Here is a 13,965-nt window from a genome sequence, read left to right as displayed (position 1 = left end):
AATGGTGTATAACTGACAAACTTGCAGATTACCGTGTTTTGGAAATTATAAGGCATAAAAAAAGCCAGCTAATTTAGCTGGCTTTTTAATTTTTTTAACTGGCTTAGTTAGTAGCTGTAGTATCTGCAGCTGCGCCGTTAGTTGTTGGTTCTGTAGCTTGTGTTGGTAATTCAATTTCATTTACCGCATCAGTGTCTAATGCTTTTGAGTCTACAGACTCATTGCCTCCTTTTATAGCTATGTTTGATGCTAAAATTAACACCAATAAAAAGGTTGCTAAATACCAAGTACTTTTATCTAAAAAGTCTGTAGTTTTTTTTACGCCTCCTAATTGTTGAGTACCGCCACCGCCAAAAGAAGATGATAAACCACCACCTTTAGGGTTTTGTACCATAATAACAACTATTAGTAAAAAAGCTACTACAACAATTAAACTTAAAAATATTGTAAAACTCATTATTCTTTATTGTTTTGTTTTTGTAATTGTTCTACTGCCTTAATTTGGTTTGCAAAGAAACTACTTTTTTCTGGATATTTCAAACTTAAAATTTTATAAGATTGAATTGCCTTTTTAAAGTTTTTTTGTTCCACATAAATTCGTGCCAAAGTTTCAGTCATTAATGCCTCTGGTTTTACCATTTGTGCTTTGGCTAAATTACCCTTTTTATTGGGGGTTGCGCTTGGTGTTATTTTAGGTGTGTTAGTTATAAACTTGTCTATAAGTTCAAACTTTTTAGCCTTTTTTGGGTCTATGCATTGTGGTTTTTTTTGAGGTATTTCTTCTTGTTTTTGAGGTGTTTCGCTGTTGGTGTTTTCTCTTTTAATAGGTTTAAAACGTGTTAATTTTAACCATTGATTAAAAGAATGTTTTTCATTTTTATCAAATTGAAGCGGTTGACCTAAGTTTAAAATTTCTGTAGGTGATAGTGTTGTTTCTTCGTTATTTTTTGTGGTTTCTGCAATACTTTCTTTAGTATCTAAACTAAAATTCGCGACTTTTTTTTGAGGTTCTTTGGGTTGAAAAAGTGCCGGATCTAAAACATCTTTAGTAGCGTTAATATGTTGTTTTAAAATCTCATCTTCAACAATTCTTCTATCTACAGCAATATTTTCTGAAGCAACATCAATATTTTTTAAATGTGCGCTATTTTTTTTTATAATTTGAGATATTTCGTTTTGTGAAAATGCTTCCGAAGTAATAAAATCAAAAAGTATACTGCGGTCTGTAGTATATGCAGCTGTGGTTTTTAATGCTTGGTTGTATTTAAGGCTGCTTTGGTTTTTCAAGCCTTTTAAATACATGGCTCTTGCCGCTTGAAAATATGGGAATTCATCAACTACAGTTTGTAAATCACTGGTTTGTTGGTGTGTTACTTGCTGCGGATTTTGTAATATGTTAGTTAATTGTGATGAATTCATGGGTTTAGCCAAATTTACGTAAAAAATAATATTTGCTGTTTTATTAGGTTTTTATGTTACCACCTGGCTAAAGTGGCATTAAAAATATCTTGTGTTAAGCGGTCTAAAATTTCTTCGTGGGCTGTGTCTTTTACTGAGCCTACAAGTTGTGAGCTTGCTGGAAAATCATAGAAAAAAGAAAAACTTTGTTCTAAATCGTCTTCAGAGTTATTGGTGTTAAAAAAACGTACTTTAACAGTAATTGTTAATCGGTTTTGGGCAGCAGTATTTTGTGCTGTTGATGTTGTGGGCGCAATGGTGTAATTAGTTATTTCGCCTTCATAAATTAAATCTGCACCTGATGGTTCTAACCTGTAATTGGTTTGATTTTGTATTAAATCTTCTAAAGCTATTTTAAAATCGCGGTCTAAACCAGGTTCAAATAATAGAGACGTGTTTTCAAACCTGTTAACCTGATATGTGTCTGCTTTTATTGATGTTGGTGGCGAAAACCCATATTGCACTTTACAATTGGTAAACAGTACTGCCGAAAAAACTAATAAAAATAAATATGCTATGTGTTTCATTTTTTTGAAGTTGTTTATAGAAAGAACTAAAAATTACAAATCATATTGTTTAATTTTTCTATATAATGTGCGCTCGCTAATACCTAGTTCTGCGGCGGCTAATTTACGTTTTCCGTTGTGACGTTCAAGTGATTTTTTAATTAATTCTAACTCTTTGTCTTGTAATGAAAGGGTTTCTTCTTCTTCTATTTCTTCGGCAAAATGATATTTGTCTTGTGAATTATCAATGGTTTCAGAATTACCTGTATGTTCGGGTATAGACAATAATTCGGGTTCTTGTACGGGTTCTTCGTAAAGTGCATCTTCATCAGCATTATTGCCGTAAATTTTCTGAATTAAATGTTCGTTGTCTTTTTCAACATCTTTGGTATTGCCGCTTTTCATGAGTTCCATGGTGAGTTTTTTTAAATCGTTTAAATCACTCTTCATGTCCCATAAAACTTTATAAAGAATTTCGCGTTCGCTACTAAAATCACTTTCAGATTTTGATGTTTTTATTACTGCTGGCAAATTATTGTTTGCGCTTGGTAAATATGAGCGTAGTGTTTCGGCAGATATGTTTCTGTCTTGCTCTAAAACTGATAATTGTTCGGCAATGTTTCGTAACTGCCTAATGTTACCATTCCAGCGGTGTTTTGTAAGTACGTCAATTGCGGCATCGGTTAATTTTACGGTTGGCATTTTGTATTTTAAAGCAAAATCACTGGCAAACTTTCTAAATAACAAATGGATATCAGTTTGTCTTTCACGTAGTGGAGGCAAATGAATTTCAACTGTACTTAAACGGTAGTATAAATCTTCTCTAAACTTTTCTTTTTCAATAGCTTCAAACATTTTTACATTTGTGGCAGCTACAATACGAACATTGGTTTTTTGTACTTTGCTAGAGCCTACTTTTATAAACTCGCCATTTTCTAAAACGCGAAGTAAGCGTACTTGAGTGGTTAGAGGTAACTCGCCAACTTCATCTAAAAAAATAGTGCCGCCATCGGCTACTTCAAAATATCCGCTACGGGTTTGGGTGGCACCTGTAAATGCTCCTTTTTCATGCCCAAAAAGTTCACTATCAATAGTGCCTTCGGGTATTGCACCACAGTTAACGGCAATATATTTATTATGTTTTCTGTGTGATAATTGATGTATTATTTTTGGAATACTTTCTTTACCAACACCACTTTCGCCGGTTACCAATACAGAAATATCTGTAGGTGCTACTTGTATGGTTTTTTCAATGGCACGATTTAGTGCTGGTGTATTGCCAATAATACCAAAACGTTGTTTTATAGCTTGAACAGATTCCATTTTTTTTAAGGTTTAGATGAAGGAGAAGCAACAAGCGCTTTTTATTCATCTTTTGTCTGTGTTTTTTTAATTGTTTTCAGAATAACCAACGGCTTCACCCATTAAGGTTGCGCTGGTACAATTGGTTATTTTAACGTTTACAAAATCGCCTATTTTATAGTTTTCTTTAGGAAATACTACCATGGTGTTTTGGCTGTTTCTTCCAGACCAATGCTCGTTTGATCGTTTTGAAGTTTTTTCAATTAAAACCTCTTCAACTTTTCCAACATGTTGTTGTGTGCGCATTAAACCGTGTTTTTGCTGAAGTGCTATAATTTCGTTTAGGCGTCGTTTTTTTACATCTAAAGGAATATCATCTTCCATTTTACGTTCGGCTAAAGTACCAGGTCTTTCAGAGTAGGCAAACATAAAACCAAAATCGTATTTTACGTATTCCATTAGGCTTAATGTGTCTTTGTGATCTTGTTCAGTTTCAGTTGGGAAACCAGCAATCATATCTTGACTAATGGCACAATCTGGAATAATACGTTTTATATTGTCAATAAGCTCAAAATATTCCTCGCGCGTGTGTTGGCGGTTCATTTCTTTTAAAATGCGGTTGCTACCACTTTGCACTGGCAAGTGTATGTATTTACAAATGTTTTTGTATTTGCCCATGGTTTCAATAACATCTAAAGTCATGTCTTGAGGATTTGATGTTGAAAACCTAAAACGCATTTTTGGCTGCGCTGTGGCACATAATTCTAATAATTTAGAAAAATTAGTGGCTGTAGCTTTTTGTAAATCGGTGGCTTTTTCAAAATCTTTTTTAAGGCCGCCGCCATACCAAAGGTAGCTGTCTACGTTTTGGCCTAAAAGCGTTACTTCTTTGTAGCCTTTATTCCATAAATCATTTACTTCTTCTAAAATACTTTGAGGGTCTCTACTACGCTCACGGCCGCGTGTAAAAGGTACTACGCAAAACGTGCACATATTGTCACAACCACGGGTAATTGATACAAAGGCGGTTACACCGTTACTGTTTAGGCGTACCGGAGCAACATCTCCGTAAGTTTCTTCTTTTGATAGAATGACGTTTATAGCGTCTCTGCCTTCATCAACTTCAGCTAAAAGATTTGGTAAATCTTTATAAGCATCGGGGCCAACAACAAGGTCTACAATTTTTTCTTCTTCAAGAAATTTGCTTTTAAGGCGTTCTGCCATACAGCCTAAAACTCCAACTTTCATGTTTGGGTTGCTTTCTTGTTTTACGGCGTTGTATTTTTCTAGGCGTTTGCGTACGGTTTGTTCTGCCTTATCTCTAATAGAACAGGTATTAACCAAAACTAAATCGGCTTCTTCTAAAATTTGCGTGGTGTTGTAACCTTGCTCATTTAAAATTGAAGCTACAATTTCACTATCAGAAAAATTCATTTGGCAACCATAACTTTCAATAAAAAGTTTGCGTTTGTTGCCTTCCTTTTGCGTTAAAACTAAAGATTCGCCCTGTTTTTTTTCGTCTATAATCTTTTCCATAATATAATTCAACCAAATTGCGGTCAATATTTATGCCTCTATTAATTTAGGCAGTTGCAAAGATACAATTAATTTGGGTTTTGTGACAAAGTGTCAGATGCTAAATTTAGTTAAAATTCTTAGTAAGTTTATTTAATAAAAACGCAACCATTTGGTTTTTAATACATCTTTTGAAAAAAAATAGTTATGGTTAAATTTATGAAGCAGCTTTTGTTTTTTATTGTATTAATTTTTAGTGTGATGAATACCCAATGCAATGACGATAACAGCATTGATACAAATGCATGTGATTTAACAGCCTTAGTTGATGAAGAAGCATACGCTAAAGCTAATTTTGAAGGTTTAAATATTACAAATGCTACAATTGAAGCCGATTGCTTGCAAGTTACATTTGGGGCATCGGGTTGTAGTGGCAAAAATTGGGAGTTTCAGTTGGTGGATTCTGGAGCAGTTGCAGAATCATTACCAGAACAGCGCTACATAAAATTAAATTTTAAAAATAATGAGGCTTATTTAGCTTATTTTGAGCGTACGGTATCATTTAATTTAAAACCAGTTAGAGTAAAAGGCAGTAATGAAATAACGCTACATTTAGAAGGATTAAACACACCGTTAACTTACATTTATTAATACTTTTTTTATGGGTTTTTGTTTGTAATTGAAAAAAAAATATACCTTTATTCGGTATTAAATAACTAACCCAAACATAATGAATACCATATCAAATTTATTAGAGAAAATTCAAAATGCAAAAACTTTAGATTTTGGAACCATTTTTGGCGAAGCCATAGAGCTATTTAAAAAAACATGGTTGCACGGTTTTTTACTGCAGCTTTTCACAATATTAATAATGTTGCCGCTTATAATTATATTTTATGTGCCTTTTATAGGTTTAATTGTAGCACAACAAGAAAGTGGTTATAGTGATAACCAAGCTATAGGTAACTTTTTTGCAGGTATGTCATTATTATACATACTTGTTGTAATTGTGGGTGTGTTTGTTTTAGGAGCCGTATCTGTGGCGCTAAATGCCGGTTTTTACAGAATTATTAAGAAGTTTGATTATAATGAGCAGGTAACAACCTCAGATTTTTTCCATTTTGTAAAAGTGAAATATTTAACCAAGTTCTTGGTGTTAATGTTAATTTCAATGCTTATTGCAATACCATCGGCGTTATTGTGTTATATACCTTTATTATATGTAATTGTACCAATAAGCTTTTTTGCAATTGTAATGGCTTTTAATCCAGATTTGTCTGTGGGAGAAGTTGTTAAAGTTAGTTTTAAGCTAGGAACAAAAAAATGGGGAATTACCTTAGGTTTATTAATAGTTGCTAGTTTATTATCACAAATAGTAGGAATGCTTTTATGTGGTATTGGTATACTTTTTACAGGCGCATTTCCGTATCATACAACATATTTAGTATATAAAAACGTTATTGGTTTTAAAGATAATGATGACATTAATCAAATAGGATTAATAGAAGAATAAATTTAAAAAAAGCCCGTATTTATGTATTGAAATACGGGCTTTTTTGTAAAAATATTACAGGGTTAATCCATAAAATGCGGCACATAAACTTTTTTTCATATACATTTGTAGCTTCAAAAACGGAAGTATGGCGAAGAATTTAGTGATTGTAGAGTCACCTGCAAAAGCAAAAACTATAGAGAAATTTTTAGGAAAAGAATTCAAAGTAGAGTCTAGCTTTGGGCACATATCAGACCTTCCTTCAAAAGAATTAGGGGTTGATGTAGATGGTGATTTTAAACCAAAATACGAAGTATCAAAAGATAAAAAAGCGGTAGTAAAAAAACTAAAAGAATTAGCTAAAAAAGCAGAAATTGTTTGGTTAGCTAGTGATGAAGACCGCGAAGGAGAAGCTATTGCATGGCATTTAGCCGAGGCTTTAAAACTTGATAAAGACAAAACAAAACGTATTGTTTTTCATGAAATTACCAAAGCTGCAATAAAAAAAGCTATTGAAAATCCGCGAGGTATTGATTACGATTTGGTTGATGCACAACAAGCACGCCGTGTTTTAGATAGAATTGTGGGGTATGAGTTGTCGCCAGTGTTATGGCGAAAAGTAAAAGGAGGTCTATCTGCAGGAAGAGTACAATCAGTTTCAGTACGTTTAATTGTTGAAAAAGAACGTGAAATTCAAGATTTTAAACCTGAAGCATCTTACAGAGTAGACGCCGAATTTTCTAATGAAGATGGGCAATCTTTCAAAGCCAAACTACCAAAAAACCTTTCAAATAAAGAGGAAGCGCAAGCGTTTTTACAAAAAAATGCATCGGCCAGCTTTAAGGTAGCCAATTTAACTAAAAAACCGGCAAAAAAATCGCCTGCAGCACCGTTTACAACATCAACATTACAGCAAGAAGCATCACGTAAATTGTATTTTTCAGTAAGTAAAACCATGACGATGGCACAACGCCTATATGAAGCGGGTTTAATTACATACATGAGAACAGATAGTACCAATTTATCTGATGAAGCTCGCCAAGGTGCACAAGCTGAAATAGAAAAAGCTTATGGTGATAATTACAGTAAACCTCGTAATTACACAGGCAAAACCAAAGGTGCACAAGAAGCGCATGAGGCTATTAGGCCAACAGATTTTTCAAGGCATACTGTTAATATAGATAGAGATCAAGCGCGTTTATATGAGTTAATTTGGAAACGCGCCATTGCATCACAAATGAGTGAAGCGCAATTAGAGCGTACCAATGTTAAAATTGAAGCTTCTACACATAATGAAACGTTTACAGCTAACGGTGAAGTTATTACGTTTGACGGGTTTTTAAAAGTGTATTTAGAAGGTACAGATGATGAAGATGTTGAGCAAGAAGGTATGCTGCCAGCAATGAAAACCGGTGAGACACTTCTAAATAATTACATAACCGCAACAGAGCGTTATACGCGCCCGCCAGCACGATATACAGAGGCTTCATTGGTTAAAAAACTTGAAGAATTAGGTATTGGGCGTCCGTCAACATACGCGCCAACAATTTCAACCATTCAAAATAGAAACTATGTTGAAAAGGGAATGGTTGACGGCGTAGAGCGTAACTATTCACAACTTACATTACAAGAAGGTAGCGTTACAGATAAAACGTTAACCGAAAAAGTAGGCTCAGATAAAGGCAAACTTGTTCCAACTGATATTGGTATGATTGTAACAGATTTTTTAGTTAATCATTTCAACCAAATATTAGATTATAATTTCACCGCCAAAGTAGAAGAAGATTTTGATGATATTGCTGAAGGAAAAGAAGATTGGCAAAAAATGATGAAATCATTTTGGAAAGATTTTCACCCTAAAGTTGAAGACGTCAAAGAAAACGCCGATAGAGAATCTGGTGAACGCATTTTAGGAACAGACCCCAAAACGGGCAGACAAGTAAGTGTGCGTTTAGGTAAATTTGGGCCAATGGTACAAATAGGAACTGTTGATGAAGAAGAAAAACCACAATTTGCAAGCTTAAGTCCAGACCAGCAATTAACAACCATAACCTATGAAGAGGCAATGGATTTGTTTCAATTACCTAAAACGTTGGGCGATTTTGAAGGCGAAGAAGTACAGGTTAATAACGGCCGTTTTGGGCCTTATGTTAAGTTTGGTAAAGCATACGTATCATTACCAAAAGGAACAGATCCTTTAAGTGTAGATTTAGATGATGCTATTGTTTTAATAAAAGAAAAGCAAAAAGCCGATGCTCCAATTTACATGTATAAAGATTTACCAGTGCAAAAAGGAAAAGGACGTTTTGGGCCATATATAAAATGGAACAACATGTTTATTAATGTGAATAAAAAATACGATTGGGATAATCTTTCAGATGACGATATAGTAGAACTTATTGAAACTAAAATTCAAAAAGAAATTGATAAAGTTATACATAATTGGGAAGACGAAGGTATTCGTGTAGAAAAAGCACGCTGGGGAAGGCATAATGTAATACAAGGCAAAGTAAAAGTAGAGTTGGCTAAAACAGTTGATGTTACTGAAATGACGCTTGATGAAGCTAAAGCTATTATTGAAGCCAATGCACCAAAGAAAAAAACAACCAGAAAAAAAACTACAACAAAAAAGAAATAATATAAATGAATTTTAACTTTCTTTCTCCAGTATCAGATTTAGTTTTGGCTCACAATGAGCTATTATCTGCTCAAGCATTAGGAAGAAAACTTAAAATACATTCTGAAAAAAATGGTATTCCAGATTTAGATGATGTAAACATTGCTATAATTGGCGTTTTAGAAAACAGAAACGATGTTAATTATATAGGTGAAACATTTCATTTAGATGAAATTAGAAAAGCATTTTACAGTCTTTTCCCAGGTACTTGGAATACCACAGTGGCCGATTTAGGCGATATTCACAAAGGCGAAAGTGTTGAAGATACCTACTTTGCTGTAAAAACAGCCATAAACTTACTTGTTAAAAAAAACATTATTCCTATAATTTTAGGAGGCTCGCAAGATTTAACATACGCAAACTATAGGGCTTATGATAATTTAATACCCATGGTTAATGTGGTTAATGTTGATAGTAAGTTTGATTTAGGCGATTCTTCAAAACCCATAAAAAATAACAGTTTTGTAGGGAAAATTATTTTAGATCAGCCCTACAACTTATTTAACTATGCTACAGTTGGGTATCAAACATATTTCAACTCACAAGAAGAAATAGATTTAATGAATCAACTTTATTTTGAATCGTATAGGTTGGGTGAGGTGTCTCACAATATTTCATTAGTAGAACCTGTTTTAAGAGACGCAAATATTGTGAGTGTAGATTTAACTTCGGTAAAAAGTTCAGAGGTAAGTTCAAAACAAAAGTTCTCCCCTAACGGATTAAATGGTAAAGAAATTTGCGCCATTGCAAGATATGCAGGTATAAGCAACAAAGTATCATCATTCGGTATTTATGAATATAAACCTTCAAAAGATGACGAAATTACAGCTATGTTGGTAGCTCAAATGCTATGGTATTTTGTTGAAGGTGTAAACTACAGAGTGAACGATGATGATTTTACTAATGATAATAACTACCAGAAATTCATAGCTTTAGTTGATGATGATGAACTTATTTTTTACAAGAGTACCAAAACAGGAAGATGGTGGATTGAAATTCCGTTTATTACCGAAGTAAATAATAAATTAAAGAGACATACGTTATTACCTTGCAGCCATGAAGATTACCTTGATGCATGTGCTAATAAAGTGCCAGAACGCTGGTATAAAGCCTTTAGGAAAAATTGCGTATAAAATCGCTATTAGGGTTGAAAAGGTAATTTCATCGGTGAAATGCCAAATTTTTACGATGAAACGTAATTTTTTTTTAAAAAAAGTTGGTTATTTAAAAATATATAAATATGTTTACGCCACAAATTAAGAAGCTGAATTAATTAACCTCGAGTTTACTATAGATATGAAGAAGTTTATTTTATTAACCGCAGTAATAACAATACTAGCTAGTTGTGGCTCTAAAGATAGAGGAGAACTAGTGGGTGTTAAAGGTAAAAAATGGCACCCAGAAAAACCTTATGGAATGGAGCTTATTCCAGGAGGTGCATACATTATGGGTAAAGCTGATGATGATTTAGCTGGTATTAATGACGCGCCAGCAAAAACAGTAACTGTAAGAGCATTTTATATGGATGCTACTGAAATTACAAACAGTGAGTACCGTCAATTTGTTCATTGGGTTAGAGACTCTATTGTTAGAATGCGTTTAGCAGTTTTAGCCGATGAGGTTGGATTAACTCAAGAAGATGATGGAACAATTGGTGAATTTGCATTTAAAGATGCAGATACAACAAATATGACTGTTTACGAAAAGTATATGTTTGAAAACTATACAGGCTTAGGTCCAACGGGTTATGAAGGCAGAAAAATAAATAAAGACATTGATTTAATATTTGATACATCTGAATATATTGATGAGTATTATGCCGAAGTAATGGATACCATGTATTTACCGTTAGAAGAATCATACAACGGGCAACGCACTTGGGATGTTAAAAAATTCAAGTTCCAGTATAATTACATGGATATTAAAGAAGCTGCCAAAAACAGAGGTATAGCACGTAAAGATGTTATTAAAAAAGAAGAAGTAGAAATTTATCCAGACACTACTGTATGGATTAGAGATTTTGCCTATTCATATAATGAGCCAATGCACAACGATTACTTTTGGCATGATGCTTACGGAGACTACCCTGTAGTAGGTGTAACTTGGAAACAAGCAAAAGCATTTTGTGAATGGAGAACCATAAATAAAAATACCTACCAAAAATCTAAAAAAGGAGCAGCTTTAGTTAACAGATTCAGATTACCATCTGAAGCAGAATGGGAGTATGCTGCAAGAGGAGGCCTGCAAGCAGCAACATACCCTTGGGGTGGTCCTTACACAAAAAGTGATAGAGGTTGTTTTATGGCTAACTTTAAACCAGTAAGAGGTGATTATGCGGCAGACCAAGCATTATATACTGTTGAAGCAAAATCATACGAGCCAAATGACTATAATTTATACAACATGGCGGGTAACGTTTCAGAATGGGTAAATGCATCTTATGATCCTAACTCATATGAGTATACATCAACTATTAACCCTAATGTTAATGATGAAGACAACACAAGAAAAGTAATAAGAGGCGGCTCATGGAAAGACGTAGCATACTTTTTACAAGTAAGCTCAAGAGACTATGAGTATGCAGACTCTGCAAGAAGTTATATTGGCTTTAGAACTGTGCAAGATTACATGGGCACTAAAGTAACAAGTAACGGAAGCAATTAACAACGTAACAAATCAAATTTAAATACTATTAATTAACCTACTTAAGTACTAGCGTACTTAAATTTTAAAAACCGAAAATTATGGCACAGTCAAAAGCAAGTAAAAGATTCATGAACATGGCTTATGGATTAGGAGCAGCAATTGTAATTGTTGGAGCATTATTCAAAATTATTCACTTTGAAATTGGTCCCTTAACAGGTAATGTTATGTTAACAATTGGTCTTGTAACCGAGGCTATTATATTTGCTATTTCAGCATTCGAACCTGTTGAAAACGAATTAGATTGGTCTTTAGTATACCCAGAATTAGCTGGTGGTGCTAAAAAAGACAGAGCAGTAGCTACAGATGAAAATCCTCAGGGATTATTATCTAAGAAATTAGACAATTTATTAAAAGAAGCTAAAATTGATGGAGAATTAATTTCAAGCTTAGGCGAAAGCATTAAGAATTTTGAAGGCGCAGCAAAAAACATGTCTTCTACTGTAGATTCTATTGAGGCTACTAAAAAGTATGGTGAAGAGTTATCTTTAGCAGCAGCACAAATGGAATCATTAAACAGCTTATACAAAGTACAGTTAGAAAGCATTAACAAACAAACATCTATTAACGAAGAGTCTGTTGAAAATGCAGCAAAATTAAAAGAGCAAATGCAATCTTTAGCATCTAACTTATCTTCATTAAATGGTGTATATGGTGGAATGTTATCTGCAATGAATAAATAATTAGGTAATACCTAAAGTATTAACCCAAAACCTAATTAAAAATGGCAGGAAATAATTTATCACCAAGACAGAAGATGATTAATCTGATGTATTTAATCTTCATTGCAATGTTAGCATTAAATATGTCTAAAGAAGTGCTTTCGGCCTTCGGATTAATGAATGAAAAGCTTACACAGTCTAATAAAGCAGCAAGCGAACGCAATGAATCGTTTGTAGCAAGTTTAGACCAAAAAGCTGCAGATCAACCAGAAAAATACGAGCCTTTAAAAGCAAAAGCGCATCAAATTGATGTATTGGCAACAAACTTCAATAACTATCTTGAAGATTTAAAAGGCAAAATGGTTGCAAAAATTGATGATCCTACGGATTATGAAATTATGGATAAAGGCGATTATTTAGATCAAAATTTCTTTAAAGGCGATGTAATTAAGCCCGAAGGGAAAGAGTTCTTAAATCAAATTGCAACATTTAGAGATGGCGTTTCTGAAATTTTAAAAGATGAAAAAGGAATGCAAGACATTGTTAAAGATGTACAGAAAAACTTTAGCACAGACCAAGTAATTAATAGAGATAACAGACCCGTAGATTGGTTAGACTACCATTATAAAGGTTTTCCTTTAGTAGCATCATTAACAAAAATGACGCAATTACAAGCCGATATTAAAACTACAGAGTCTCAAGTGTTGTCAGCAATGTTACAAGGTACACTTTCTAGTGAGGTGTCTATGACTAACTATACAACTTTAATGGAAACTTCAAAATCTGCTTACTTTAATGGCGAGCAGTTTGACGGACAAATTGTTTTAGGTAGAAAAGATGCTTCAACAAAACCAAGTAGAGTTGAATTAACTTTAGATGGAAGAAAGCTTTCTGAAAACCAATATTCTATTGAAGATGGTAAAGTAAAATTAAAAATAGGTACAGGTGGTGTTGGTGAACATAAAATTGAAGGAAAATTAATTTTTGCTCAAGATGGTGAAGAAATTGAAGTTCCTGTAAGTTCATCATTCGCAACAGTATCTAAACCAAACTCAGCCACAATTTCAGCAGATAAAATGAATGTAGTTTACCGTGGTGTTAAAAACCCAATGACTATTTCATTTGCTGGTGTGCCAGATAACAAAGTATCTGCAAGCGCCCAAGGTTTATCAAGATCAGGCGGCAGCAAATACATCATGGATGCTACATCTGTAAAAGGAAGAGAAGTAACAATTAATGTAACTGGTACATTACCTGATGGTGGTAAAGTTTCAGACAGAGCTACTTTCAGAATTAAAGATTTACCAAAACCAACAGGTACCGTTAGAGGTGAAGACGGTGCTTTAAAAATGCAAAGAAACTCTTTAGAAATTTCAACTGTTGGTGCTAAGTTTGATGATTTTGATTTTGAATTACCATTACGTGTAACAGGATTTAAATTTAAAGTACCAGGGCAGCCTACAATAACTGTAAACGGTAGCAAGTTAGATAGTAGAGCAAAAGCAGCTTTACGTAAAGCAAAAAGAGGTTCGGGCGTTCAAATATTTGATATTGAAGCTAAAGCTAGCGGTGTTAGCGTAAGGCTTAAAAAAGTATCGCCGGTATTTATTGAGCTTACTAACTAGTACCATAGGTAATACCTAATAAATA

The 13,965-nt window shown here is 33.7% G+C and carries 12 protein-coding genes; 7 read left to right on the top strand and 5 right to left on the bottom strand.

All coding sequences use genetic code 11. The features are described from left to right. Positions 1–103: 103 nt before the first annotated feature. From secG to miaB, 5 genes are all read right to left on the bottom strand, one after another. Positions 104–460: a preprotein translocase subunit SecG gene (gene secG, locus ACXAG4_RS02485; RefSeq protein ID WP_475295233.1), complete on the bottom strand. Its 357-nt coding sequence runs from the start codon at positions 458–460 to the stop codon at positions 104–106. Beyond that, on the bottom strand, positions 457–1,419 hold the full coding sequence (locus ACXAG4_RS02480) for a hypothetical protein (protein ID WP_475294492.1): 963 nt from the start codon (positions 1,417–1,419) through the stop codon (positions 457–459). The genes secG and ACXAG4_RS02480 overlap by 4 nt, the downstream gene beginning before the upstream one ends. Before the next feature lie 56 nt (positions 1,420–1,475). Then, entirely contained in the window at positions 1,476–1,985 is a 510-nt protein-coding gene (locus ACXAG4_RS02475; RefSeq protein ID WP_475294491.1) for an LptE family protein, read from the bottom strand. Positions 1,986–2,018: 33 nt separating this feature from the next. Continuing rightward, positions 2,019–3,287, bottom strand: a complete 1,269-nt coding sequence (locus ACXAG4_RS02470; RefSeq protein ID WP_475294490.1) for a sigma-54 interaction domain-containing protein — start codon at positions 3,285–3,287, stop codon at positions 2,019–2,021. A gap of 66 nt (positions 3,288–3,353) precedes the next feature. Then, positions 3,354–4,802 (bottom strand): tRNA (N6-isopentenyl adenosine(37)-C2)-methylthiotransferase MiaB, encoded by a 1,449-nt coding sequence (gene miaB / locus ACXAG4_RS02465; protein WP_475294489.1) that lies wholly within the window; start codon positions 4,800–4,802, stop codon positions 3,354–3,356. A gap of 240 nt (positions 4,803–5,042) precedes the next feature. Between miaB and ACXAG4_RS02460 the strand changes: the two genes are divergently transcribed. The 7 genes from ACXAG4_RS02460 (at position 5,043) to porM (ending at position 13,940) form a co-directional block, all read left to right on the top strand. Further along, on the top strand, positions 5,043–5,432 hold the full coding sequence (locus ACXAG4_RS02460) for a hypothetical protein (RefSeq protein WP_475294488.1): 390 nt from the start codon (positions 5,043–5,045) through the stop codon (positions 5,430–5,432). A gap of 79 nt (positions 5,433–5,511) precedes the next feature. Beyond that, entirely contained in the window at positions 5,512–6,294 is a 783-nt protein-coding gene (locus ACXAG4_RS02455; RefSeq protein WP_475294487.1) for a hypothetical protein, read from the top strand. A 127-nt stretch (positions 6,295–6,421) separates the two neighbouring features. Then, the gene (gene topA / locus ACXAG4_RS02450) at positions 6,422–8,911 is read left to right on the top strand and encodes a type I DNA topoisomerase (RefSeq protein ID WP_475294486.1); all 2,490 of its coding nucleotides are present in this window, start codon (positions 6,422–6,424) and stop codon (positions 8,909–8,911) included. A gap of 5 nt (positions 8,912–8,916) precedes the next feature. Beyond that, positions 8,917–10,083, top strand: a complete 1,167-nt coding sequence (locus tag ACXAG4_RS02445) for a formimidoylglutamase (protein WP_475294485.1) — start codon at positions 8,917–8,919, stop codon at positions 10,081–10,083. Positions 10,084–10,246: 163 nt separating this feature from the next. Next, positions 10,247–11,614, top strand: a complete 1,368-nt coding sequence (porK, locus tag ACXAG4_RS02440) for a T9SS ring complex lipoprotein PorK/GldK (protein WP_475294484.1) — start codon at positions 10,247–10,249, stop codon at positions 11,612–11,614. Between the two features lie 80 nt (positions 11,615–11,694). Next, complete coding sequence (gene porL / locus ACXAG4_RS02435; protein ID WP_475294483.1) at positions 11,695–12,336, top strand: type IX secretion system motor protein PorL/GldL; 642 nt, start codon at positions 11,695–11,697, stop codon at positions 12,334–12,336. A 41-nt stretch (positions 12,337–12,377) separates the two neighbouring features. Then, complete coding sequence (gene porM / locus ACXAG4_RS02430) at positions 12,378–13,940, top strand: type IX secretion system motor protein PorM/GldM (protein ID WP_475294482.1); 1,563 nt, start codon at positions 12,378–12,380, stop codon at positions 13,938–13,940. Positions 13,941–13,965 lie beyond the last annotated feature (25 nt).

The sequence above is a fragment of the Seonamhaeicola sp. ABD4_175 genome (assembly GCF_056160885.1).
This window is presented reverse-complemented; position numbering and strand designations above follow the sequence as displayed.